Annotated in this window: 23 protein-coding genes; 15 read left to right on the top strand and 8 right to left on the bottom strand. The window is 59.4% G+C overall.

The annotated features are described in order from the left end of the window. Positions 1-186: 186 nt before the first annotated feature. From kdpE to kdpF, 6 genes are read right to left on the bottom strand one after another with little or no spacing between them, the layout of a single operon-like run. Positions 187-864: a two-component system response regulator KdpE gene (gene kdpE, locus FQK12_RS02485; RefSeq protein ID WP_014228430.1), complete on the bottom strand. Its 678-nt coding sequence runs from the start codon at positions 862-864 to the stop codon at positions 187-189. Further along, positions 861-3,548, bottom strand: coding sequence for a two-component system sensor histidine kinase KdpD (kdpD, locus tag FQK12_RS02480; protein ID WP_014228431.1), 2,688 nt, complete (start codon positions 3,546-3,548; stop codon positions 861-863). The genes kdpE and kdpD overlap by 4 nt, the downstream gene beginning before the upstream one ends. A 2-nt stretch (positions 3,549-3,550) precedes the next feature. Continuing rightward, positions 3,551-4,126, bottom strand: a complete 576-nt coding sequence (gene kdpC, locus FQK12_RS02475; protein ID WP_014228432.1) for a potassium-transporting ATPase subunit KdpC — start codon at positions 4,124-4,126, stop codon at positions 3,551-3,553. Between the two features lie 10 nt (positions 4,127-4,136). Beyond that, positions 4,137-6,185 (bottom strand): potassium-transporting ATPase subunit KdpB, encoded by a 2,049-nt coding sequence (gene kdpB, locus FQK12_RS02470; protein ID WP_004848888.1) that lies wholly within the window; start codon positions 6,183-6,185, stop codon positions 4,137-4,139. A gap of 21 nt (positions 6,186-6,206) precedes the next feature. Then, a complete protein-coding gene (gene kdpA, locus FQK12_RS02465) occupies positions 6,207-7,886 on the bottom strand; it encodes a potassium-transporting ATPase subunit KdpA (protein ID WP_014228433.1) in 1,680 nt (559 codons plus the stop codon). Next, the gene (gene kdpF / locus FQK12_RS02460; protein WP_009651669.1) at positions 7,886-7,975 is read right to left on the bottom strand and encodes a K(+)-transporting ATPase subunit F; all 90 of its coding nucleotides are present in this window, start codon (positions 7,973-7,975) and stop codon (positions 7,886-7,888) included. The genes kdpA and kdpF overlap by 1 nt, the downstream gene beginning before the upstream one ends. Before the next feature lie 309 nt (positions 7,976-8,284). On the opposite strand from kdpF, the gene FQK12_RS02455 reads away from it, so the two are divergent. After that, a complete protein-coding gene (locus FQK12_RS02455) occupies positions 8,285-8,491 on the top strand; it encodes a DUF2517 family protein (protein ID WP_004848892.1) in 207 nt (68 codons plus the stop codon). Between the two features lie 244 nt (positions 8,492-8,735). Further along, positions 8,736-10,184, top strand: a complete 1,449-nt coding sequence (gene phrB / locus FQK12_RS02450; RefSeq protein WP_014228434.1) for a deoxyribodipyrimidine photo-lyase — start codon at positions 8,736-8,738, stop codon at positions 10,182-10,184. On the opposite strand, the gene dtpD is transcribed toward phrB, so the two are convergent. Next, positions 10,147-11,628 carry a dipeptide permease DtpD gene (gene dtpD, locus FQK12_RS02445; protein ID WP_014228435.1) on the bottom strand — a complete coding sequence of 494 codons (1,482 nt, stop codon included), beginning with the start codon at positions 11,626-11,628 and terminating at the stop codon, positions 10,147-10,149. The genes phrB and dtpD overlap by 38 nt on opposite strands. A 270-nt stretch (positions 11,629-11,898) precedes the next feature. Here dtpD and FQK12_RS02440 point away from each other — a divergent pair, with 270 nt between their 5' ends. The 8 genes from FQK12_RS02440 (at position 11,899) to nei (ending at position 18,217) form a co-directional block, all read left to right on the top strand. After that, a complete protein-coding gene (locus FQK12_RS02440; protein WP_014228436.1) occupies positions 11,899-12,642 on the top strand; it encodes a type 2 GTP cyclohydrolase I in 744 nt (247 codons plus the stop codon). A gap of 15 nt (positions 12,643-12,657) precedes the next feature. Continuing rightward, entirely contained in the window at positions 12,658-13,314 is a 657-nt protein-coding gene (pxpB, locus tag FQK12_RS02435; RefSeq protein WP_004848901.1) for a 5-oxoprolinase subunit PxpB, read from the top strand. Beyond that, positions 13,308-14,240 (top strand): 5-oxoprolinase subunit PxpC, encoded by a 933-nt coding sequence (gene pxpC / locus FQK12_RS02430; protein ID WP_009651642.1) that lies wholly within the window; start codon positions 13,308-13,310, stop codon positions 14,238-14,240. Before pxpB ends, pxpC begins: the two co-directional genes overlap by 7 nt. Then, the gene (gene pxpA / locus FQK12_RS02425; protein ID WP_004848906.1) at positions 14,230-14,976 is read left to right on the top strand and encodes a 5-oxoprolinase subunit PxpA; all 747 of its coding nucleotides are present in this window, start codon (positions 14,230-14,232) and stop codon (positions 14,974-14,976) included. Before pxpC ends, pxpA begins: the two co-directional genes overlap by 11 nt. Before the next feature lie 62 nt (positions 14,977-15,038). After that, positions 15,039-15,764 carry a DUF969 domain-containing protein gene (locus tag FQK12_RS02420; protein ID WP_014228437.1) on the top strand — a complete coding sequence of 242 codons (726 nt, stop codon included), beginning with the start codon at positions 15,039-15,041 and terminating at the stop codon, positions 15,762-15,764. Then, entirely contained in the window at positions 15,761-16,756 is a 996-nt protein-coding gene (locus tag FQK12_RS02415; protein WP_014228438.1) for a DUF979 domain-containing protein, read from the top strand. Before FQK12_RS02420 ends, FQK12_RS02415 begins: the two co-directional genes overlap by 4 nt. Positions 16,757-16,765: 9 nt before the next feature. After that, positions 16,766-17,410 (top strand): pyroglutamyl-peptidase I, encoded by a 645-nt coding sequence (gene pcp / locus FQK12_RS02410; protein ID WP_014228439.1) that lies wholly within the window; start codon positions 16,766-16,768, stop codon positions 17,408-17,410. A gap of 15 nt (positions 17,411-17,425) precedes the next feature. Beyond that, entirely contained in the window at positions 17,426-18,217 is a 792-nt protein-coding gene (gene nei / locus FQK12_RS02405; RefSeq protein WP_014228440.1) for an endonuclease VIII, read from the top strand. 45 nt (positions 18,218-18,262) lie between these two features. On the opposite strand, the gene gltA is transcribed toward nei, so the two are convergent. Next, a complete protein-coding gene (gene gltA, locus FQK12_RS02400) occupies positions 18,263-19,546 on the bottom strand; it encodes a citrate synthase (protein WP_004100276.1) in 1,284 nt (427 codons plus the stop codon). A gap of 639 nt (positions 19,547-20,185) precedes the next feature. On the opposite strand from gltA, the gene sdhC reads away from it, so the two are divergent. The 5 genes from sdhC to FQK12_RS27960 form a co-directional block, all read left to right on the top strand. Next, entirely contained in the window at positions 20,186-20,590 is a 405-nt protein-coding gene (sdhC, locus tag FQK12_RS02395) for a succinate dehydrogenase cytochrome b556 subunit (protein ID WP_014837839.1), read from the top strand. Next, a complete protein-coding gene (gene sdhD / locus FQK12_RS02390) occupies positions 20,584-20,931 on the top strand; it encodes a succinate dehydrogenase membrane anchor subunit (RefSeq protein ID WP_004100278.1) in 348 nt (115 codons plus the stop codon). Before sdhC ends, sdhD begins: the two co-directional genes overlap by 7 nt. After that, positions 20,931-22,697, top strand: coding sequence for a succinate dehydrogenase flavoprotein subunit (sdhA, locus tag FQK12_RS02385; RefSeq protein ID WP_014228442.1), 1,767 nt, complete (start codon positions 20,931-20,933; stop codon positions 22,695-22,697). Before sdhD ends, sdhA begins: the two co-directional genes overlap by 1 nt. A 15-nt stretch (positions 22,698-22,712) precedes the next feature. Further along, entirely contained in the window at positions 22,713-23,429 is a 717-nt protein-coding gene (sdhB, locus tag FQK12_RS02380; protein ID WP_004130526.1) for a succinate dehydrogenase iron-sulfur subunit SdhB, read from the top strand. 379 nt (positions 23,430-23,808) lie between these two features. After that, the coding region (locus FQK12_RS27960; RefSeq protein ID WP_146295651.1) for a 2-oxoglutarate dehydrogenase E1 subunit family protein at positions 23,809-23,915 on the top strand (107 nt) is incomplete at its 3' end.

Here is a 23,915-nt window from a genome sequence, read left to right as displayed (position 1 = left end):
CGGCCCGCAGTCGACGGTGAACCCGTAGCCCGGCCAGCGTAGCGCCACCGGGATGAAACAGCGTTGATTTATGAGGCCTGGCACATTTCCCGGAGGCGGCGCTTGACGCGCCTGTCCGGGCTACCGCCTGGCAGACGACGGCGGACCCGTAGCCCGGCTAAGCGAAGCGCGAGCCGGGGACAACGGCTAGGGCATAAACCGATAGCCGATCCCCGTTTCGGTCAGCAAATGCTGCGGACGCGCCGGATCGGCCTCCAGCTTTTGCCGCAGGTGCCCCATATAAATGCGCAGATAGTGGCTGTGCTCCACCGCATTCGGCCCCCAGACCTGATTGAGCAGCTGTCGCTGGGTCAGCACCTTGCCGGGATTATTGAGCAGTACCGCCAGCAGGCGAAATTCAATCGGCGTCAGGTGGATCTCCTGCTCGCCGCGTACGATGCGGCGGGCGGGGATATCAACATCAATATCGGCAAAACGCACCTGCGGTTCGTCGGCCTGGGCGCCGGCATGGCGGCGCATCGCCACCCTCAGCCGCGCCTGCAGCTCGCCAATACCAAAGGGTTTACTGAGATAGTCATCGGCACCAGCGTCAAGCGCGGCGATTTTGTCCTGCTCCTCGGTGCGCGCCGATAGCACGATAATCGGCATCTGGCTCCACTGGCGAACCTCGCGAATAAACGCGTTGCCGTCACCATCGGGTAGTCCAAGATCGAGAATGGTTAAATCCGGCTTGCGGGTCGCGGCTTCGATCAGCCCGCGCTGCAGGGTCTCCGCTTCAAATACGCGCATGCCGTCGGCTTCCAGCGCGGTGCGCAGAAAGCGGCGGATAGCATTTTCGTCTTCAACGATCAGAACGTTAATCACATTTCCTCGGCTAACTCTTCCAGTTCAGGGGGCGTTTCCCTCGGCAGTGTAACACGGAAGCAGGCGCCGCCCTGCGGGCGCGTCGCGGCGCTAATGGTCCCGCCGTGCACCTCAACGATCGCCTGGCAAATGGCCAGCCCCAGCCCGACGCCGGGGATCGCCGACTCTTTATTGCCGCGAGCGAATTTATCAAAGATAGCCTGTTCTTGCCCGGTGGGGATACCCGGTCCGTTATCCCATACCTCAAGCACTAAAGTGTGCGGATCGACGTCCGCGGTAATGCCGATTTGCGCCTGTGCTCCCGCGTATTTCACCGCATTTTCCAGAAGATTAATCAGTACCCGCTCAAAAAGCGGACCGTCGACGTGAACCAGCAGTAGCGGGTCCGGCAGCGCAAGCTGAATATGCCGCCCGCCGAGCCCCGGCTCCAGCATACGCAGCGCGCTGCCGACGACCTCTTCCAGGGTTAGCCACTCTTTATGCAAATTAAAGCCGCCGGACTGGATCCGCGCCATATCCAGCAGATTATTCACCAGGCGGGTGGTATTGAGCACGTGCTGGCGTATCTCGTTGGCCTGCGGGGCGTGCTTCGATCCTTCGCTGGCGAGATCGAGCGTCAGGATCTCCGCCTGGCCAAATAGCACCGTAAGCGGAGTCCGTAGATCGTGGGACAGCGCCGCCAGCAGCGAGTTGCGCAGGCTTTCCCGTTCGCTGTTCAGCCGGGCCTGCTCTTCGCTGGCGGTGAGCGCCAGCCGTTCCAGAGCGCTGGCGACCAGCAGGGTGAAGGTTTCCAGCAGGCGCTGCTGTTCGGGGATCATCAGCTGGCGCAGGTTGGCCGGCTCCACGACCAGCAGTCCCCAGGTGCGGGCGGCGCTTTTCAGCGGCAGGATCTGGTAGGGCACTCCGGGAAGCGTATCGGTGCCCGCACCGGCGGGTTGTCCTTTATCAAAGCTCCAGCGGGCAATCGCGTCATCCCAGGTGATTGCCGCCGCGGGCTTTGTCAGCGGCGTGAGTCTTAATGTTTCATCGGGCAGCAGCAGCTGGCTGCGCGCCTGAAACGTTGAGGCGATAAACCGCTCGCTGGTGGCGGCGATATCTTCACGACTGCGGCCCACCGCCAGCGCTTTTGACATTTCGTACAGATGCCGGGTGCGCTGTTCACGATAGCGCGCCACCCGCGCCTGGTAGCGTACGCCGGCGGTGAGGTTGCCGATAAGCAGCCCGACGGTCAACATCACGCCAAAGGTCAGCAGATACTGCACGTCAGAAACCGCCAGCGTGCCGCGCGGCGCGACAAAAAACAGGTCGAAGCTGACCACGTTAATCACCGTCGCCAGTACCGACGGCCAGCGGCCGTACAGAAGGGCGATAATCACCACGCCGAGCAGGTACAGCATCACCAGGTTGGCGGCCTCAAAGGCCATCAGCCACTGCATGGCGACGACGGTAATAACCGCGCACAGGGCGATGGCGACGACGCACCCCTGGAGCTGTAAACGCCATTTTTCCATCGCCGTCCGGCTATCGCTGGCGCGCGCCGGCAGGGAGGCGGCCTTTTCATCCAGCGCGATCACCACCAGGTCGAGATCCGGCGCGTGACGGGCCAGGCGATCGGCGAAGCCGCTGCGATCCCACCAGCGCCTTTTCTGCTGGCGGCCAATCACTATCTTGCCGAGATTATGTTCGCGGGCGTAGTGGAGGACGGCCTTCTCTTCCGAAGGATCGGCGAGGGTGGCGGTTTCCGCGCCCAGCTCCTGCGCCAGCCTGAGCGCGGCGAGAATCGCCCGCCGTTTCGCCTCCGGCAGGCGGTGCAGAGAGGGGGTTTCAACATACACCGCATGCCAGACGCTCCCCAGCCGGGCCGCCAGCCGGGCGGCGGCGCGGACCAGCTTTTCGCTGCCGGTGTTATGGCCGATGCACAGCAAAATGGCGTCGCGGGTATGCCAGACTTTTTCCTGGCCCTGACGGTCGCGCCAGGCGCGCATCTGCTCATCGACCCGATCGGCGGTACGGCGCAGCGCCAGCTCGCGCAGGGCGATGAGGTTGCCCTTGCGAAAGAAGTTCTCGATGGCCCGCTCGGCCTGGCCGCCGATATAGACTTTTCCCTCATTGAGCCGCTGACGCAGATCGTCGGGGGGCAGGTCCACCAGTACCACATCGTCGGCGGCGTCGAAAAACGGATCCGGGACGGTTTCGCGAACCTGCACGCCGGTGATGCCGCTGACGACATCGTTCAGGCTCTCGAGGTGCTGGACGTTAACGGTGGTAAATACGTCAATGCCGGCTTCCAGCAGCTCTTCGACGTCCTGCCAGCGTTTAGGATGACGCGAGCCGGGCGCGTTGCTGTGCGCCAGCTCATCGACCAGAATCAGCGCCGGGCGACGGGCCAGCGCGCCGTCAAGGTCAAACTCCTTTACGTAGCGCCCGCGGAGGGAAAGGCGGCGCTGGGGCAGGGTACTGAGCCCCTCAAGCATTGCCGCCGTCTCTTTGCGTCCGTGGGTTTCCGCCACGCCAATCAGAATATCCAGCCCCTGGGCGCGCAGCCGCTGCGCTTCCGCCAGCATCGCCCAGGTTTTACCGACCCCGGCGCAGGCGCCAAAAAATATCTTTAGCCTACCGCGATGCGGGGCGGCGGCGTGTTGCAGCAGGCGGTCAGGGTCCGGACGCAGCGGCTCGTCACTCATTTTTACTTATCCTTCAGGGCATCCAGCGACATATTCAGCTGCAGTATATTTACCACAGGTTGGCCGAGAAAACTGAGCAACGGTTTTTGCGTTGCCTCGTTCACAAGCTGCGTGACCTGCTCCACGCTAAGCTGGCGCGCTTTGGCGACGCGCGGCGCCTGCCACAGAGCGGCGGCAGGCGTCAGACTGTAATCCAGTCCGCTCGCCGAGGCGGTCACCAGCTCCACCGGAGCCGTTGCGCTGGCGTCCGGATTGGCGGCGCGCAGGGCCTGCACCCGTTCGCTGATGGCTTTGTCCAGCGCCGGATTGCTGGCGGCGAGGTTGCTGCCGCCGGACGCCAGCGGGTTATCCGGCATCTCCGCCGTCGCGGAAGGGCGGCCCTGGAAATAGCCCGGCGCGGTAAAGTTCTGCCCGATAAGGCGGGAACCGCGCACTTCGCCGTCAATCCGCACCAGCGAGCCGTTGGCCTGCTGCGGGAACCACCACTGTCCCAGCGCGGTGGTTAACAGCGGATAGACGCCGCCGGTGAGCAGCGTTAACAGAATAAACAGCACAACAGCAGGACGAATGAATGACATGGTTTTTTCCTCACAGCAGCCCGGTCAGGGTCAATAACAGGTCGATCGCTTTGATACCGATAAAGGGCACCAGCAGTCCGCCCAGGCCGTAGACCCACAGGTTGCGGCGCAGCATCGCCGAGGCCGTCAGCGGCTTATAGCTCACGCCCTTCAGCGCTAGCGGGATCAGGAAGATGATAATCAGCGCATTAAAAATCACCGCGCTCAGGATCGCCGAAGAAGGCGAGTGCAGATGCATCACGTTAAGCATCGCCAGCGGCGGATAGACGGCGGCAAAGGCGGCCGGAATGATGGCAAAGTACTTCGCCACGTCGTTGGCGATACTGAAAGTGGTTAACGAACCGCGGGTCATCAGCATCTGTTTACCGATATGTACGACCTCGATCAGTTTGGTGGGGTTAGAGTCGAGATCCACCATATTGCCCGCCTCTTTCGCCGCCTGGGTACCGGAGTTCATCGCGACCGCCACGTCGGCCTGCGCCAGCGCCGGGGCGTCGTTGGTGCCGTCGCCGGTCATCGCCACCAGCCGTCCTTCCGCTTGATACTGGCGGATCAACGCCAGCTTGGCCTCCGGCGTCGCTTCGGCGAGAAAGTCGTCCACGCCCGCTTCCGCGGCGATAGCGGCGGCGGTCAGGCGGTTATCGCCGGTGATCATCACCGTCTTAATCCCCATTTTACGCAGCTGGGCAAAACGCTCTTTGATGCCGCCTTTGACGATATCTTTCAGCGAGATAATCCCCAACACGCGTTCGCCTTCGGCGACCACAAGCGGCGTGGCGCCAAGACGCGCCACGTCTTCAACCTGTTTATCGACGTCGGCCGGGAAGTGGCCGCCGTTGGCCTCAACGTGGCGGCGAATGGCATCCACGGAACCTTTGCGGATCATCCGCTGGTCGATGTTGATGCCGCTCATCCGGGTCTGGGCGGTAAACGGCACGAAGGTGGCATGCAGCGATTGCAGATCGCGCTCGCGCAGATTAAAGCGCTGTTTTGCCAGCACCACGATGCTGCGGCCTTCCGGCGTTTCGTCGGCCAGCGACGACAGCTGGGCGGCATCGGCAAGGGTTTTCTCTTCCACGCCCTGCGCAGGCAGGAATGCCGAAGCCTGGCGGTTGCCAAGGGTAATGGTGCCGGTTTTGTCCAGCAGCAGGACGTCGACGTCGCCCGCCGCTTCAACCGCGCGGCCGCTGGTGGCGATCACGTTCGCGCCGAGCATGCGGCTCATCCCGGCGACGCCGATGGCCGACAGCAGGCCGCCGATAGTGGTGGGGATCAGGCACACCAGCAGCGCCACCAGCACCGTGACGCTGACCGCGTTACCGCTCCAGGCGGAGAAGGGCCAGATGGTGGCGGTGGCCAGCAGGAATACCAGGGTCAGGGCGATAAGCAGGATAGTCAGCGCGATTTCGTTCGGCGTCTTGCGGCGCTGGGCGCCTTCAACCATGGCGATCATCCGGTCAAGGAAGGTTTCGCCGGGGTTGACGCTGCAGCGGATCACCAGCCAGTCGGAGAGAATACGCGTCCCGCCGGTCACCGAGGCGAAGTCGCCGCCGGACTCGCGGATAACCGGCGCGGATTCACCCGTAATGGCGCTCTCATCCACCGACGCGCCGCCTTCGATAACTTCGCCATCGCAGGGAATAATATCCCCCGCCTCGACCAGCACCACGTCGCCTTTACGCAGCTCTTCGGCGGGGACGTGGTCAATTTGCGCATCGTGCTGCGGCGCGCGCAGCTTACGGGCAAAGGCGGTCTTTTTGACCCCTTTGAGGCTGTTAGCCTGCGCTTTACTGCGGCCTTCCGCCATCGCTTCGGCGAAGTTGGCGAACAGGACAGTGAACCACAGCCAGAGACTAACGGCGGCGGTAAATCCGGCGCTGCCGGCGATCTGCCCGCTTGCCATGGCAAGAGCCAGCAGGGTGGTGAGCAGACTGCCAATCCAGACGATAAACATCACCGGGTTACGCCACTGTACGGCAGGGCTCAGTTTTTTCACGGCGTCCAGCAGGGCCTGACGCACCAGCGTCGGCTCCAGCAGGGCTAATGATTTGCGACTCATAACAGGTTGCTCCGCAATCGCTTAAAGTAAGGAAAAGTGTTCCGCCAGCGGGCCGAGCGCCAGCGCGGGAATAAAGGTCAGGGCGCCAACCAACAGCACGGTGCCGATCAGCAGGCCGATAAACAGCGCGTCATGGGTGGCGAGCGTGCCGCTGCCGGCGGGCTGAATTTTCTTCGTTACCAGCGAACCGGCAATCGCCATCACCGGGATAATGACTGCGAAGCGGCCAACCAGCATGCAGAACGCCAGCAGCAGGTTCCAGAACGGCGTCGCCGCGCTGAGGCCGCCAAAGGCGCTGCCGTTGTTGTTGGCCGCCGAGGTGACGGCGTACAGCACTTCGCTGAAGCCGTGCGGCCCGGGGTTGAACATGCCCGCGCGACCGGCTTCGGTCATCATCGCCAGCGCCGTGCCGAGGAGCACCAGCGTCGGGGTCACGAGGATCGCCAGCGCAATCATTTTCATTTCGCGGACGTCAATTTTCTTCCCGAGGTACTCCGGGGTGCGGCCAATCATCAGCCCGGCGATAAATACCGCCAGCATCACGAACAGCAGCATGCCGTACAGACCCGAGCCGACGCCGCCGAAGACCACTTCGCCTATCTGCATCAGCCACATGGGAACCATTCCGCCCAGCGCGGTAAAGGAGTCGTGCATGGCGTTGACCGCCCCGCAGGACGCGGCGGTGGTGACCACGGCAAACAGGCTGCTGGCGAGAATACCGAACCGGCTCTCTTTGCCTTCCATATTGATACTGCTGTCGGCGCCAAGGCTCAGCAGATGCGGGTTACCGCGGGTTTCCGCCCACATCACTACCGCCACGCAGACGATGAAGATGAGCGTCATCGCCCATAGAATGGCCCGTCCCTGACGGCGATCGCCCACCACCTCGCCGAAAGCGAAGCACAGCGCCGCCGGGATGAGAAAGATCGCCAGCATCTGCACCAGGTTGGTCAGCGCGGTCGGGTTTTCAAACGGATGCGCTGAGTTGGCGTTAAAGAAGCCGCCGCCGTTAGTACCCAGCATTTTGATCGCTTCCTGTGAAGCCACCGGCCCCATCGGCAGCATCTGGCGTACCCCTTCAAGCGAGGTAAAGCCCTGATTCGGGGAAAAACTCTGCGGCACGCCCTGCTGAATAAAGAACAGCGCGATGAGCAGCGAAATGGGCAGCAGCAGCCAGAGGGTGATGCGGGTCAGATCGACCCAGGCGTTGCCAAGGGTGCTGACTTTCTGCCGGGCATAGGCGCGGGTAAGGGCAAAGATCACCGCGATGCCGGTGGCGGCGGAGAGGAAGTTTTGCACCGCCAGCCCGGCCATCTGGCTAAGGCTACTCATGGTGGTTTCACCGGCATAGGCCTGCCAGTTGGTGTTGCTGACAAAGCTCACCGCCGTATTCAGCGCCAGGTCCCACGACAGGCCGGGCAGGTGCTGCGGATTGAGCGGCAGCGAGCCCTGGAACATCAGCAGCGTGAACAGGACCAGCAGACCCAGCGCATTAAACAGCAGAATAGCGAATAAATATTGATACCAGTTCATCTCCTGAGAACGAATGCCCGCCGCCCGCCATAAACCGCGTTCGATGCCGGCCAGGCCCGGTAGCGGGGAATCATTGATCATCGTCGCCAGCGCCGTGCCCAGCGGACGAGCCAGGATCATCAGCAGCAGAATAAAGCTCGCGATGAGTAAAAATCCTTGAGCGGCCATCAGAATGCCTCCGCGTGTATCAGGGCATAAACCAGATAAACCAGCAACAGGAACACCAGCGCTACGCCAGCGATTACGCCTGCACTCACAATCCACCTCCGGGTGTCTTTTTGATTTACGAGGAGAATAGGCAGTCGGGCGCAAAGATTTCGCAAAAATCTGCGGCGGGGGTGTAAAAAAAATATAAAAATCGCCAAGACCACAATTTAACTAATGGTTAGTATTAATTTAACTTTTTTGTAACTAAGTTACCGGGTGAATGTAAATAAAGGCTAAATACGTGCTTTTTAGTGGTCGGATGAGTAGTAAAATTACAGCCAAAGCGGTACTATTTTAAGCAGAGAAACAGATTAACTTTACCGGCTTTGCTTGCCGGCCTGACAAAGGGGAGAGAAATTATGGCGTTGTACAAAACTTATCCTGCTCATATCATCTTTGCGCGTCGCGCTTTCGCCGTGGCTGCTGGCGTGCTGGCGCTGCCGGTAATGCTGTTCTGGAAAGATCGCGCCCGTTTTTATAGCTGGCTGCACCGCGTGTGGGCGAAAACCAGCGAACAGCCGGTATGGCTGGCGCAGGCCGAAAAAGTCTCCGCAGATTTTTATTAATAACGGTTTATGCCTCAGCGGGCGCGCGCTGCGGAAACGGGCTAATGGCTTGATATCCTGGCTTATTTACCCTGTCTTACCCGGCACAGCGTGCCAACAGATTGCCTTATCATCATGCCGCCGGTTTACCCGGCGGTTTTTTTTTGCCATGAGTGGCTTACACTTATTCACTCCCCGAAGGTTAAGCCGGCGGGAGGGTTAAATATAAGTCGAACTTATCAATTTTCATGATGAAAGGAATGCTATGGCCACCCATCTGGTCTGGTTTCGCGCGGATTTGCGCATCCACGATAACCTGGCGCTCGCCGCCGCCTGCCGCGATCCCCATGCCGAGGTGCTGGGATTATTTATCGCCACGCCAGGGCAATGGCGCCAGCACGGTATGGCGCCGCGCCAGGCGGCGTTTATGATCAGCCACCTTCACAGCCTGCAAGCGGCGCTGGCCGAAAAGGGGATCCCGCTGCAGATTGAACATGCCGCAGATTTCACCGCCAGCGTGGCGCTGCTCGCCAGAATTTGCCGGCAGCGGCAGGTGACCCATCTGTTTTACAACTACCAGTACGAAATCAATGAACGCCAGCGCGATGCGGCGGTGGAGAAAACCTTAGCGGAGGTGACCTGTCAGGGCTTTGATGACAGCGTTCTGCTGCCGCCGGGCAGCGTGCTGACCGGCAGTCGTGAAATGTATAAGGTCTTTACGCCGTTTAAAAATGCCTTTATTCGCCGTTTGCAGGAAGCGCTGCCGGAGTGCGTCGCCGCGCCGAAAGTCCGCGCGGGCGGGCCCATCGCTGCGGCGTCTGAAGTGAAAATAGATTATCCGCAGACGCCATTTGATAGCGAGCTGTTCGCCGCGGATGAAAAAAGTGCCATCGCCCGGCTTCGCGGCTTCTGCCAGCAAAAGGCCGCCGACTATGAGCAGCAGCGCGATCTTCCCGCCATCGAGGGGACCAGCCGACTGTCGCCGTGCCTGGCGGTGGGCGCGCTCTCACCGCGCCAGTGCCTGCACCGTTTGCGGGTTGAGCAGCCGCGGGCGCTGGATGGCGAAGCCGGATTGGTATGGCTCAACGAGCTTATCTGGCGCGAGTTTTATCGTCACCTGATGGTTTACTACCCAAACTTGTGTAAGGGGCGGCCTTTTATCGACTGGACCGATAACGTGGCGTGGCTGGACGATAAATCCGCGCTTCAGGCCTGGCAGCGCGGGCAAACCGGCTTCCCGATTGTCGACGCCGCGATGCGTCAGCTTAATGCGACCGGCTGGATGCATAACCGCCTGCGGATGATTGTCGCCAGTTTCCTGGTGAAAGACCTGCGCATCGACTGGCGGCTGGGCGAGCGCTACTTTATCGAACAGCTTATTGATGGCGATCTGGCGGCGAATAACGGCGGCTGGCAGTGGGCGGCTTCAACGGGTACCGATGCCGCGCCCTATTTTCGTATTTTTAACCCGACGACCCAGGGAGAGCGCTTCGACAAAGCGGGGCAGTTTATTCGTCAATGGCTGCCGGAGCTGGCCGGGGTACCTGAAAAAGCGGTGCATCAACCGTGGCTGTGGGCGGAGAAACAGGGCGTAACGCTGGATTATCCGCGCCCGATTGTTGACCACAAGCAGGCGCGGCTGGCGACGCTGGCGGCCTGGGAAGCCGCCAGAGAGCTTAAGACTCCATCGCCAGGCGACGAGTCCGGATCTTAACGGCGTGATACAGCCAGATAGCCAGCACCAGGCCGACGCAGGCCAGCGCGCCCCAGGTTATCTGGCTGAACACCTCAATGTAGGCATTAATTGAATAGTTGACGGCCCCGGCGGCGTCGAACGACCCCTGCGAGGTTTGATCGGCAATCACGCCTGCCAGATAGTTAGCGATAGCGCCGGAGAGCAGCATATAAATACCGGTCAGCACCCCGGTCACGCCGGGGATCTCAATACGGGTAATCTGCGACATCGCCACCGGGTCGATAAACAGCTCGGCGAAGCCCATCACCGCCAGGCCCAGCACCATCAGCGGCATTGAAGATTGTCCGTAAGCCGCCGACCAGCGTGCGCTGAGGGTCAGGATACAGAAACCGGCGCTCATCAGGCCGAGGCCCAGCGCGAATTTGCCCCAGATGCGCACGGTACGGTTGCCGTTAATATTCTCCTTCACCAGCCACGCCAGCACCACCCCACAGAGCATCACCGCAAAGGCGTTCACCGACTGGAACATCGCGGTCGGTATCTCATAGCCCATAAAATGACGATTAACAAAACGGTCGATATAGAGGCTGATGGAGCTGCCGCCCTGCTGCGCAAAGGCCCAGAACAGCAGGCTGAAGCAGGTGAGCACCATAATCAGACGCAGCTCTTTACGCTGCCTGGCGGTCTCCGCCCGCAGGTAGATCCGCGTCAGTACCGCCAGGCCGATAACCGTCGCCACAATCAGCGCGTAAACCGACCACTCCTGCCAGAACAGCACGGTGATCAGCAGCGGCGCGGCGATCAGCAGCACCAGCAGCCAGCCCCAGTTTGGTAAGACGAAACTCCGCGCCCGCAGCGCTTCGCGATTCACGCCCCGGGTGTGGCGGAAATGGTGATTGCCGCTGAGGAAAATCACCAGCCCGGCGATCATGCCGACGGCCGCCAGCGCGAAGCCCATCGCCCAGCTGTACTCTTCCTGCACGTAGCCGCAGGCGATTGGCGCAACGATAGACCCGACGTTGCCCGCCGCGTACATCAGCGAAAAACCGCCGTCGCGGCGCGGGTCGGTGGGTTCATACAGCTCGCCGAGCAGGCAGCTGACGTTGGATTTAAACAGCCCGTAGCCGCAGACAATAATCGCCAGCGACAGATAGAGGAAGGTGGGGGAGATTTCGCTGGCACCGAGCACCAGATGGCCGATGGCCATCAGCAGCGCGCCGAGCATCACCGCCATGCGGTTGCCCAGCAGCTTATCGGCCAGGAAGCCGCCGAGAATCGGCGTGACGTAGACTAAAGAACAGTAGGCGCTGAACAGCGCATAAGCATGATTATCGTCATACTTGAGCTGGTTGGTGAGATAAAGAATCAGCAGCGCGCGCATGCCGTAAAAACTGAAATATTCCCAGATTTGCAGCGCGACGACGTAATAAATCGCCCGCGGCTGTGAGGATTGTGTGTTCATGTAATGCCTTGTCCTGCCGTAAAAAAGAAAGTCGATCTTTCTGCATGAATAGCCATTAACTAGCGATATTCATGGCCTTATGGGCTTTCTGGTTATTTAATATGCTGTAATAGTGCATAAATATACACGAATGCGCGAACGAGGGAGTAGACAAATTGCGGGATTTCGCGAAAAGTCAAAATGGACGGCGAAGCGGCAGAACTATCGACTGACCGGACGGATACCGTTATGTTATTCCTCTGTACAGAACGAAAACCTGGTGGAACGGCAATGAAAAATAGTGAACTGGAACAACTGATTAATGAAAAACTCAATAGCGCGGCCATCAGTGATTACGCCCCCAACGGGCTCCAGGTGGAAGGGCGCGAAACGATACAAAAAGTCGTCACCGGCGTGACCGCCAGCCAGGCGCTGCTGGATGAAGCCGTCCGCCTGGAGGCCGATGCGGTGATCGTCCATCACGGTTACTTCTGGAAAGGCGAATCGCCGGTCATTCGCGGCATGAAGCGCAATCGCCTCAAAACGCTGCTGGCTAACGACATTAACCTCTATGGCTGGCACCTGCCGCTAGACGCTCACCCGGAACTGGGCAATAACGCTCAGCTGGCGTCGCTGCTCGGCATTAATGTGATGGGGGAAATTGAACCGCTGGTACCGTGGGGCGAACTGTCGATGGCGGTATCGGGCCTGGAGCTGGCTTCATGGATTGAAGCGCGGCTGGGTCGCAAACCGCTGTGGTGCGGCGACACCGGGCCGGATAAAGTCGCCCGCGTGGCCTGGTGCACCGGCGGTGGGCAAAGCTTTATCGACAGCGCGGCCCGCTTTGGCGTCGATGCGTTTATTACCGGTGAAGTTTCAGAGCAAACCATACACTCGGCGCGCGAGCAGGGGCTGCATTTCTACGCCGCCGGGCACCATGCCACCGAGCGCGGCGGCATTCGCGCGTTAAGCGAATGGCTGACGGAAAATACCGAACTGGACGTCACGTTTATTGATATCCCGAACCCGGCCTGATGAACGGAGGCAAAAGTGCAGCGAGCGCGTTGTTATTTATTAGGTGAAACGGCAGTCGTACTGGAGCTTGAGCCTCCGGTGACGCTGGAAAGCCAGAAGCGGATCTGGCGGTTAGCCCAGCGGCTGGTAGGCCATACCGAGGTGGTGGAAGCCATCCCGGGCATGAACAACATTACCGTGATATTGCGCAACCCGCAGCAGACGGCGTGGGACGCGATTGAGCGCCTGCAGCTCTGGTGGGAGGAGTGCGATACGCTCGAACCGGAATCGCGGGAGGTCTCGGTCCCGGTAGTTTATGGCGGCGAATACGGACCGGATCTGGGAGAAATTGCCCGCCACAGCGGCCTGAGCGAAAAGCAGGTGGTTGAGCTGCATTCGTCGGTGGAGTACGTGGTGTGGTTCCTCGGCTTCCAGCCGGGGTTCCCGTACTTCGGCGGCCTGCCGGAGCAGCTGGCGATGCCGCGACGGGCGGAGCCGCGCCTGCTGGTTCCCGCCGGGTCCGTCGGTATTGGCGGGGCGCAAACCGGGATCTATCCGCTGGCGACGCCCGGAGGGTGGCAGCTGCTGGGGCGTACGCCGCTGGCGCTGTTTGATCCGAAGCGCAAGGAGCCGGTGCTGCTGCGTTCCGGCGACAGAGTGCGTTTCGTGCCGCAAAAGGAGGGCGTATGTTAAAAATTATCCGCGCCGGAATGTATACCTCGGTGCAGGACGGCGGGCGTGAAGGGCTGCGTCAGCTGGGCATCAGCCGCTGTGGCGCTATGGATAAGCCGGCGCTGGTCACCGCTAATCTGCTGGTGGGTAACGGCGCTAACGCCGCGGCGCTGGAGATAACGCTGGGCCAGGTGGATATTCAGTTTGAACGCAGCGGCTGGTTTGCGCTGACCGGCGCCGCCTGCGAGGCGAAGCTCGATGGCGAGCCGGTATGGGTGGGCTGGCGAACGGCGGTCAAGGCCGGGCAGCATCTGGTGCTCAAGAACCCGCAGCACGGCGTGCGCAGCTACCTGGCGGTGGCGGGGGGGATTGCGGTGCCGAAGGTGCTGGGTTCGCGCAGCACCGATCTGAAAGTGGGGATTGGCGGTCTGGAAGGTCGACGTTTGCAGGACGGAGACCGGCTGAAGCTGGGGAAATCTGATAAGCAGTTCCGCGGGCCGCGCGGCGTGAAGCAGCTCCCCATCGGCAACCGCATCCGCGCGCTGCCCGGGCCCGAGTACCAGGAGTTTGATAGCGTGTCGCAGGACACGTTCTGGCGCTCGCCGTGGCAGCTTAGCCCGCAGAGCAATCGTATGGGCTATCGTCTGCAGGGGCAACCGCTGAAGCGGACGACCGACCGCGAGATGCTTTCGCACGGCCTGCTGCCCGGCGTGGTACAGGTTCCGCATAATGGCCAGCCCATCGTACTGATGAACGACGCGCAGACCACCGGCGGCTATCCGCGGATTGCGACCATTATCGAGGCCGATATGTACCAGCTGGCGCAGATCCCGCTGGGACAGCCGATCCACTTTGTTCCCTGCTCCCTGGAGGAGGCGCTGAAGGCGCGCGCCGACAGACAACGTTATTTTGAACAGCTGGCATGGAGACTGAACGATGAAGATTGATTTAAACGCCGACCTGGGCGAAGGCTGCGCCAACGATAGCGCGCTGCTGCAGCTGGTCTCTTCCGCCAATATCGCCTGCGGTTTCCATGCGGGCGATGCGGTGATGATGCTGCAGTGCGTCCGCGAAGCGCTGAAATATGGCGTCGCGGTGGGCGCGCACCCCAGCTTTCCTGACCGGGAAAATTTTGGCCGTACGGCGATGCAGCTGCCGCCGGAAACGGTTTATGCGCAAACGCTGTATCAGGTCGGCGCGCTGGCGGCGCTGGTGCGCGCGCAGGGCGGCGAGCTGCAGCACGTCAAGCCGCACGGCATGCTCTATAACCAGGCGGCAAAAGATCCGCAGCTTGCTGACGCTATCGCCAAAGCGGTATATGACGTTGACGCGGGTCTGGTGCTGGTAGGCCTGGCGGGCAGCGAGCTGATTCGCGCCGGGCAGCGTTATCAGCTGACCACCCGCCAGGAGGTCTTCGCCGACCGCGGCTATCTGGCGGACGGCAGCCTGGTGCCGCGCACCCAGCCCGGCGCGCTGATCGAGAGCGAAGAGCAGTCGCTGGCGCAAACCCTGGAAATGGTGCAGCACAGCCGGGTGCGCAGCATCACCGGCGAATGGGCGCACGTGGTGGCGGAAACCGTCTGCCTGCACGGCGACGGCGAGCACGCGCTGGATTTTGCGCGCCGCTTGCGCGCGGCGTTTGCCGGGCGCAATATACAGGTCAGTGCGGAAGTAGAAGAATAAAAATAATAGTATCAAGTAATTAACATTAAACAACAATTCACAACAACATACAGGATGTAACTATGGGAGAGTCATTATCTCTCTGGCCACTGATCGGCATTGCGGCGATCGTGGTCGGATTTGTTCTGCGTTTTAACCCGGTACTGGTGGTTATTGTGTCCGGGATCATCACGGGTCTGGCGGCGCATATGCCGATCGCGACCATTCTGGAAAAGCTGGGAGAAGGATTTCTTAATACCCGCAACCTGCCGTTTATTCTGCTGCTGCCGCTGGCGGTGATTGGCCTGCTGGAGCGGCACGGTCTGAAAGAGCGCGCGCAGACGTGGATCGCGAAGATCCGCAGCGCCACCGCCGGTCGTCTGCTTATCGTCTATCTTTTCGTGCGTGAAGTGACCGCGGCGATGGGCCTCACCAGCCTGGGTGGTCATCCGCAGATGGTGCGCCCGCTGCTGGCGCCGATGGCGGAAGGGGCGGCGGAGAAAAACTTCGGCGCCTTGCCTGGCGAGGTGCGCTATCGTCTGCGCGCGATGTCGGCGGCGACCGACAACGTGGGCCTGTTCTTCGGGGAAGATATTTTCGTCGCCTTCGGGGCGATTATCTTTATGCATAACTTTATGCTGGAGTCGGGCGGCATTCAGACCGAGCCGCTGCATATCGCCCTATGGGGGATCCCAACGGCGGTCTGCGCCTTCCTGATCCACTCTGCCCGCCTGTGGCGCCTCGACCGCCATCTCCAGCGCGAGCTGGACAAGGTTAACGCCGGGCAGGCGAAAGGCGGTGCCGCATGAATTTTCAGCAAACCTGGCTGTACTGGCTGGCGGGCGCGGTTCTGCTGGCGGTGGCGGTGATGTCATGGCGCGATAAGGCCAACCCGCGCAGGCTGACAACCGGCCTGTTCTGGGGGCTGTATGGCCTGGTGTTTCTGTTTGGCGACTGGACCTATGAGCTGGTCGGCGACAAGCGGGCCGTTAATATCGGCGTTGGCGTGGTGGTGGTGGTGCTGGCGCTGATCGCCGGTTTTGGCGGCGTGCGCCTCGGTCGCTATCATCAGCGCTCGCAGGAAGAACGTACCGCCAGCGCCGCGCGTCTTGGCAATCGGCTGTTTTTCCCGGCGCTGGCGATCCCGGTGGTGACGGTGATCGGCGTGCTGCTGTTTAATAATCTCCCCTCGCTGCAGGTCGCTATCTTTGGCCCGGGCAATCACGCCACGCTGATCACGCTGTTTTCGATGACCGCGGGCACGCTGCTCGGTCTGGTGATGGCTATCCGCATGACCCATGAAACGGCCGCGCAGCCGTTACAGGAAGCCCGCCGCCTGCTGGACTCGGTGGGCTGGGCGTTTATTTTGCCGCAGATCCTCGCGGTGCTCGGGCTGCTGTTTACCGCCGCCGGCGTTGGCAACAGCATCTCCTGGCTGACGCAGCACTACCTGGCGGTAGACAGCCGGTTTATCGCTGTTGCCGTCTATACCCTGGGAATGGCGCTGCTGACGATGGTGATGGGCAACGCTTTCGCCGCGTTTCCTATCGTGACGGCGGGGGTCGGGATCCCGATTCTGGTGCTGCAGCACGGGGGGAACCCGGCGGTGATGGCGGCCATTGGCATGTTCTCCGGCTACTGCGGTACCCTGATGACGCCCATGGCGGCGAACTTCAATATCGTGCCTGCCGCGCTGCTGGAGCTGCCGGATAAAAACGCGGTCATCAAAGCCCAGGTGCCGACCGGCGTTATGCTGCTTATCGTGAACGTATTTTTGCTCTATTTCCTGATGTTCCTGTAAGGAGGGATCATGGCTGGCGTGTTAATTACCGGTTTTGAGCCGTTCGGCGGCGAAGCGGTTAACCCTTCGTGGGAAGTGGTAAAGCGGCTGGACGGCGCTATTATCGGCGGACAGCCGGTGGCGGCGCGGCAGCTGCCGTGCGTCTTTGGCGACGCCCTGACGGCGCTTAACGCCGCGTTGGATGAGCTGGATCCCGTCCTGACCCTGGCGATTGGTCAGGCGGGCGGTCGCGTCGACATCACCGTTGAACGGGTGGCGATCAACGTCGATGATGCGCGGATCCCGGACAATAAAGGCCTGCAGCCGATCGACGTACCGATCGCTGCCGGCGGGCCGGCGGCGTACTTCAGCACGCTGCCGATCAAAGCGATCGTAACCGCCCTGCGCAGCCGGGGGATCCCGGCGTCGGTGTCGCAGACGGCGGGGACGTTTGTCTGTAATCACGTGATGTACGGCCTGCTGCACAGCCTGCGTCATCGCAGCGGCGCGAAGGGCGGGTTTATCCATATTCCGTATTTGCCGGAGCAGGCCGCGGCTCATCCCGGCGAAGCCAGTATGGCGGTAGAGACGGTTCAGGCCGCGCTGGAAACGGCCATCGCCGTTGCCCTGCAGCAGGATGGCGATGTGAAAGTCGGCGGTGGGGCAACGCATTAACACAAGGACAAGATTATGCCGGAAGGTCCGGAAATTCGCCGCGCGGCGGATAGCCTGGAAGCGGCGATTAAAGGCGAACCCCTGACCGGGGCGTGGTTCGCCTTCCCGCAGTTACAACATTACCAACCTCAGCTGGTCGGCCAGCGAGTGACGCACATTGAAACTCGCGGTAAGGCGCTGCTGACCCACTTCTCCGGCGGGCTAACGCTGTATAGCCACAATCAGCTGTACGGCGTCTGGCGAGTGGTGGACGCGGGGGCGCAGCCTGAAACGACGCGCGTTCTGCGCGTTCGGCTGCAGACCGCGCGCAGGGCGATTTTGCTCTACAGCGCCTCTGATATTGAGATGCTGACGCCCGAGCAGCTCGCCCGCCATCCGTTTTTGCTGCGGGTCGGGCCGGATGTGCTCGATATGCGCCTTAGCGTTGAACAGGTCAAAGCGCGGCTGCTGTCGGCGAAATTCCGCAACCGCCAGTTCTCCGGTCTGCTGCTGGATCAGGCGTTTCTTGCCGGATTAGGCAACTATCTGCGCGTGGAGATCCTCTGGCAGGTGGGGCTGACCGGGCGGCATAAAGCCTCTGAACTGGATGAAAAACAGCTCGATGCGCTGGCGCATGCGCTGCTGGAGATCCCGCGATTGTCCTACAACACCCGCGGTCTGGTGGACGAGAATAAGCACCACGGCGCGCTGTTTCGCTTTAAGGTTTTTCATCGCGAAGGGGAGGCCTGCGAGCGCTGCGGCGGAATAATCGAGAGAACGATGCTATCGTCGCGGCCGTTTTACTGGTGCCCGGGATGTCAGCAATAAAAAAACGCGCCTTCAGGCGCGTTTTTTGTCGCTGCGATAGCCCTCTTAACGGGCGATATCGTTTTTGAAATCGCGCTTTTCGTAGCCGGTATACAGCTGGCGCGGACGGGCGATTTTCATGCCGTCGCTGTGCATTTCGTTCCAGTGCGCAATCCAGCCCACGGTACGCGCCATCGCGAAGATAACGGTAAACATAGAAGACGGAATGCCCATCGCTTTGAGGATGATACCGGAGTAGAAATCGACGTTCGGGTAGAGTTTCTTCTCGATGAAGTACGGGTCGTTGAGCGCGATGTGCTCAAGCTCCATGGCCACTTCCAGCAGATCGTCTTTGGTACCGAGCTCTTTCAGCACTTCGTGGCAGGTCTCACGCATAACGGTGGCGCGCGGGTCGTAGTTTTTGTACACGCGGTGGCCAAAGCCCATCAGGCGGAAAGAGTCGTTTTTGTCTTTCGCGCGACGGACGAATTCCGGAATGTGTTCAACGGAGCTGATCTCTTCGAGCATCTTCAGCGCCGCTTCGTTGGCGCCGCCGTGTGCCGGTCCCCACAGGGAGGCAATACCCGCAGCGATGCAGGCAAACGGGTTCGCGCCGGAAGAGCCGGCGGTACGTACGGTGGACGTTGAAGCGTTCTGTTCGTGGTCGGCGTGCAGGATCAGGATACGGTCCATGGCGCGTTCCAGAATCGGATTCACTTCATATTTTTCACACGGCGTGGAGAACATCATATTCAGGAAGTTACCCGCGTAGGAGAGGTCGTTGCGCGGATAAACGAAAGGCTGGCCGATAGAGTACTTGTAACACATTGCCGCCATCGTCGGCATTTTGGAGAGCAGGCGGAATGCGGCAATATCGCGGTGGCGTGGGTTATTCACATCCAGCGAATCGTGATAGAACGCGGCCAGCGCACCGGTGATACCGCACATGACGGCCATCGGGTGAGAATCGCGGCGAAACGCGTGGAACAGACGGGTAATCTGTTCGTGAATCATGGTGTGGCGGGTAACGATGGTTTTGAATTCGTCGTACTGGGCCTGGGTCGGCTTCTCACCGTTCAGCAGGATGTAGCATACTTCCAGATAGTTGGAGTCGGTTGCTAACTGATCGATCGGGAAACCGCGGTGCAGCAGGATACCTTCATCACCGTCGATAAAGGTGATTTTAGATTCGCAGGATGCGGTGGAGGTAAAACCAGGGTCAAAAGTAAACACGCCTTTTGAACCAAGACTACGAATATCAATAACATCCTGACCGAGCGTGCCCTTTAGCACATCCAGTTCGATAGCAGTATCACCACCCAGGGTGATTTTTGCTTTAGCATCAGACATTTATGGTCTCCTTAGCGCCTTTATTGCTTAAGGCTGCCGGGTGGTGGATTTGCATTCAGCCCGTAGCAGATGACATTACCAGTTTGTTATGTTGCACATCGCTCTGCGTCGCGAAAAGGGCAGGGTACAGAGCAAGGGCGCTTGATGGTACGTCTTCAGCCTACGACGAAACAACAGCAAATCAGCGTTTTAGCAGCCCGAATATTATAAAACTATATACCACTAATAACTGTCCTGATTACATCGGTCAATACTCTCTCACTGTTGCATAACTTATTCTCAGGTAAAAGAGTGACCCCATAACTTTTGCGTATTATTGCATTTATCTGGTAATGGTTGTAACAATAATGTTTAATATTTGTCAAATCAGATGATTAAAAATTAAAAATATGTTGTTATCGTGACATGGATCACTGTTCGGGAGAAAACCCGACAAACTATATGTAGGTTAATTGTAATGATTTTGTGAACGGCCTATACTGCCGCCAGGTCTCCGGAACACCCTGCAATCCCGAGCCACCCAGCGTTATTTTGTCACGCTTTAACTCCTGGAAAGGCGTTTTAACATGACTTTTAGTTATAGATAAGGACGCTGTCTGACCCGCAAGCAGACCGGAGGAAGGAAACAATAAGAACAGCATGTGGGCGTTATTCATGGTAAGAAATGTGAAAAAACAAAGACCTGTCAATCTGGATCTGCAAACGATCCGGTTCCCAATCACGGCGATAGCGTCCATTCTCCATCGCGTATCCGGAGTGATCACCTTCGTGGCGATCGGGATTCTGCTTTGGCTGCTGGGCACCAGCCTTTCCTCTCCCGAAGGTTTTCTCACTGCGGCATCCATTATGGATAGCTTCTTTGTGAAGTTCATCATGTGGGGCATCCTGACCGCGCTGGCGTATCACGCGGTGGTCGGTATTCGCCACCTGCTGATGGATTTTGGCTACCTTGAAGAAACCCTCGAAGTAGGGACACGCTCCGCCAAAATTTCTTTTGTTATTACTGTCGTGCTTTCACTTCTCGCAGGAGTCCTCGTATGGTAAGCAACGCCTCAGCACTAGGACGCAACGGCGTACATGACTTTATTCTGGTCCGTGCTACCGCTATCGTTCTGACCCTCTACATCATCTATATGGTTGGCTTCTTTGCCACCACCGGTGAAATTTCATGGGAAGTCTGGACGGGCTTTTTCTCCTCCGCGTTCACTAAAGTCTTCACCCTGCTGGCTCTCGTTTCCATTCTGATCCACGCCTGGATCGGGATGTGGCAGGTATTAACGGACTACGTTAAACCACTGGCCGTGCGCTTAATTCTGCAACTGCTGATCGTTGTTGCGCTGGTGGCTTACGTTCTTTATGGATTTGTTGTGGTGTGGGGTGTGTAATGAAATTGCCTGTCAGAGAATTTGATGCTGTTGTCATTGGTGCCGGCGGCGCAGGTATGCGCGCGGCGCTGCAGATTTCCCAGAGCGGCCAGAGCTGTGCGCTGCTCTCTAAAGTTTTTCCGACCCGTTCTCATACCGTTTCCGCGCAGGGTGGTATCACCGTCGCGCTCGGTAATACCCATGAAGATAACTGGGAATGGCATATGTACGACACCGTTAAGGGGTCGGACTACATTGGCGATCAGGACGCCATCGAATACATGTGTAAAACCGGCCCGGAAGCGATTCTGGAGCTGGATCATATGGGTCTGCCGTTCTCGCGTCTCGAAAATGGCACGATTTATCAGCGTCCGTTCGGCGGCCAGTCGAAAAACTTCGGCGGCGAGCAGGCGGCACGTACCGCTGCGGCGGCTGACCGTACCGGTCACGCCCTGCTGCACACCCTCTATCAGCAGAACCTGAAGAATCACACCACTATTTTCTCCGAGTGGTACGCGCTGGATCTGGTGAAAAACGCCGATGGCGCGGTGGTCGGTTGTACCGCCCTGTGTATCGAAACCGGTGAAGTGGTTTACTTCAAGGCTCGCGCCACCGTGCTGGCTACCGGCGGCGCCGGTCGTATCTACCAGTCCACCACCAATGCCCATATCAATACCGGCGACGGCGTTGGTATGGCGATCCGCGCCGGCGTGCCGGTGCAGGATATGGAAATGTGGCAGTTCCACCCGACCGGTATCGCCGGGGCGGGCGTTCTGGTGACAGAAGGCTGCCGCGGTGAAGGCGGCTACCTGCTGAACAAACACGGCGAACGTTTCATGGAACGTTATGCCCCGAATGCGAAAGATCTGGCGGGTCGCGACGTGGTGGCGCGTTCCATCATGATCGAAATCCGTGAAGGTCGCGGCTGCGATGGTCCGTGGGGCCCGCACGCCAAGCTGAAGCTCGATCACCTCGGTAAAGAAGTGCTGGAATCCCGCCTGCCGGGTATCCTGGAGCTCTCCCGCACCTTTGCCCACGTCGACCCGGTAAAAGAGCCGATTCCGGTTATCCCAACCTGCCACTATATGATGGGCGGTATTCCGACCAAAGTGAGCGGACAGGCGCTGACCGTCAACGAGCAGGGCGAAGATGTGGTTATTCCGGGACTGTTCGCGGTAGGCGAAATCGCCTGCGTATCGGTACATGGCGCGAACCGTCTGGGCGGCAACTCGCTGCTTGACCTGGTGGTCTTTGGCCGCGCGGTGGGTCTGCACCTGCAAGAGTCTATCGCCGAGCAGGGCGTACTGCGCGACGCGACGGATGAAGAGATCGACGCTTCTCTGGAACGTTTGAACCGCTGGAACGGCAACCGGAATGGTGAAGACCCGGTCGAAATCCGCAAAGCGCTGCAAGAGTGTATGCAGCATAACTTCTCAGTCTTCCGCGAAGGGGATGCAATGGCGAAGGGCCTTGAGCAGCTGAAAGCCATCCGCGAGCGTCTGAAAAACGCCCGCCTGGATGATACTTCCAGCGAGTTCAACACCCAGCGCGTTGAGTGCCTGGAGCTGGATAACCTGATGGAAACCGCTTACGCCACCGCGATGTCTGCGAACTACCGTACCGAAAGCCGCGGCGCGCATAGCCGCTTCGACTTCCCGGATCGTGATGATGAAAACTGGCTGTGCCATTCCCTGTATCTGCCAGAGTCGGAATCCATGACGCGTCGTAGCGTCAATATGGAACCGAAGCTGCGTCCGGCATTCCCGCCGAAGATTCGTACTTATTAATGCGGAGACAGGAATATGAAACTCGAGTTTTCAGTTTATCGTTATAACCCGGACGTAGACGATGCTCCGCGCATGCAGGATTACACCCTGGAAGCGGAAGAGGGTCGCGACATGATGCTGCTGGACGCGTTAATCCAGCTGAAAGAGAAAGACCCGTCGCTGTCGTTCCGCCGCTCCTGCCGTGAAGGGGTTTGTGGCTCCGACGGTCTGAACATGAACGGGAAAAATGGTCTGGCGTGCATCACGCCGATCTCCGCGCTGAATCAGCCGGGTAAGAAAATTGTTATCCGTCCGCTGCCAGGATTACCGGTTATCCGTGATTTGGTGGTAGACATGGGGCAATTCTATGCACAATATGAGAAGATTAAGCCTTACTTGTTGAATAATGGGCAAAATCCTCCGGCTCGCGAGCATCTGCAATCGCCAGAGCAGCGTGAGAAACTCGATGGTTTGTACGAGTGTATTCTCTGCGCATGTTGTTCAACGTCTTGCCCGTCGTTCTGGTGGAACCCGGACAAGTTTATCGGCCCGGCCGGCCTGCTGGCCGCGTATCGCTTCCTGATCGACAGCCGCGATACCGAAACCAGCGAGCGCCTCGAAGGGCTGAGCGATGCTTTCAGCGTATTCCGCTGTCACAGCATTATGAACTGCGTCAGTGTGTGTCCTAAGGGGCTGAACCCGACGCGCGCCATCGGCCATATTAAGTCGATGCTGCTGCAGCGCAGTGCGTAAGTAACCCGGTCTGCCCCGGATGGCGCTAGCGCTTATCCGGGCTACCAAAAGCAGTAGCCCCGGCAGCGTTCGCGCCGCCGGGGGATATAGCAGGAAACCTCTAAAAACTGCCATATTAATAGTAATAATCGAGATGTTCAGCGCGAGACAAGGCGCGAGCAGAACGAATCTCCGGGAGCATAGTGAACTATGTGACCGGAGTGAGTGAGGGTCGCAACACAGTCGCAGCCTGAACAAAGAAGATTATTAGACAGTTTTTAAAGGTTCCTTAGCGGACGAAACCACAACTCATCCGCAACAAGTGAACCCCGGCACGTACAACTTCTGTGCGTGGTAGTTTCTACGGCGAAATAAGCATATAAATGCTTAAGGGATCACGATGCAGAACGGCGCAATGAAAGCCTGGCTGGACTCTTCTTACCTCTCTGGTTCGAACCAGAGCTGGATAGAACAGCTCTATGAAGACTTCTTAACCGATCCTGACTC

The organism is Klebsiella sp. ME-303 (assembly GCF_007910085.1).
GTDB lineage: Bacteria > Pseudomonadota > Gammaproteobacteria > Enterobacterales > Enterobacteriaceae > Klebsiella > Klebsiella michiganensis.
Note: the sequence above shows the minus strand (reverse complement) of the source record. Positions and strands in the feature narration are given on the sequence as shown.

Excerpts from the sequence above, each read along its gene's own strand:
- kdpD (WP_014228431.1), bottom strand. The coding sequence starts at position 3,548 with ATGAGTGACGAGCCGCTGCGTCCGGACCCTGACCGCCTGCTGCAACAC.
- kdpC (WP_014228432.1), bottom strand. The coding sequence starts at position 4,126 with ATGTCATTCATTCGTCCTGCTGTTGTGCTGTTTATTCTGTTAACGCTG.
- kdpB (WP_004848888.1), bottom strand. The coding sequence starts at position 6,185 with ATGAGTCGCAAATCATTAGCCCTGCTGGAGCCGACGCTGGTGCGTCAG.
- kdpA (WP_014228433.1), bottom strand. The coding sequence starts at position 7,886 with ATGGCCGCTCAAGGATTTTTACTCATCGCGAGCTTTATTCTGCTGCTG.
- FQK12_RS02455 (WP_004848892.1), top strand. The coding sequence starts at position 8,285 with ATGGCGTTGTACAAAACTTATCCTGCTCATATCATCTTTGCGCGTCGC.
- phrB (WP_014228434.1), top strand. The coding sequence starts at position 8,736 with ATGGCCACCCATCTGGTCTGGTTTCGCGCGGATTTGCGCATCCACGAT.
- dtpD (WP_014228435.1), bottom strand. The coding sequence starts at position 11,628 with ATGAACACACAATCCTCACAGCCGCGGGCGATTTATTACGTCGTCGCG.
- FQK12_RS02440 (WP_014228436.1), top strand. The coding sequence starts at position 11,899 with ATGAAAAATAGTGAACTGGAACAACTGATTAATGAAAAACTCAATAGC.
- pxpC (WP_009651642.1), top strand. The coding sequence starts at position 13,308 with ATGTTAAAAATTATCCGCGCCGGAATGTATACCTCGGTGCAGGACGGC.
- pxpA (WP_004848906.1), top strand. The coding sequence starts at position 14,230 with ATGAAGATTGATTTAAACGCCGACCTGGGCGAAGGCTGCGCCAACGAT.
- FQK12_RS02420 (WP_014228437.1), top strand. The coding sequence starts at position 15,039 with ATGGGAGAGTCATTATCTCTCTGGCCACTGATCGGCATTGCGGCGATC.
- FQK12_RS02415 (WP_014228438.1), top strand. The coding sequence starts at position 15,761 with ATGAATTTTCAGCAAACCTGGCTGTACTGGCTGGCGGGCGCGGTTCTG.
- pcp (WP_014228439.1), top strand. The coding sequence starts at position 16,766 with ATGGCTGGCGTGTTAATTACCGGTTTTGAGCCGTTCGGCGGCGAAGCG.
- nei (WP_014228440.1), top strand. The coding sequence starts at position 17,426 with ATGCCGGAAGGTCCGGAAATTCGCCGCGCGGCGGATAGCCTGGAAGCG.
- gltA (WP_004100276.1), bottom strand. The coding sequence starts at position 19,546 with ATGTCTGATGCTAAAGCAAAAATCACCCTGGGTGGTGATACTGCTATC.
- sdhC (WP_014837839.1), top strand. The coding sequence starts at position 20,186 with ATGTGGGCGTTATTCATGGTAAGAAATGTGAAAAAACAAAGACCTGTC.
- sdhD (WP_004100278.1), top strand. The coding sequence starts at position 20,584 with ATGGTAAGCAACGCCTCAGCACTAGGACGCAACGGCGTACATGACTTT.
- sdhA (WP_014228442.1), top strand. The coding sequence starts at position 20,931 with ATGAAATTGCCTGTCAGAGAATTTGATGCTGTTGTCATTGGTGCCGGC.
- sdhB (WP_004130526.1), top strand. The coding sequence starts at position 22,713 with ATGAAACTCGAGTTTTCAGTTTATCGTTATAACCCGGACGTAGACGAT.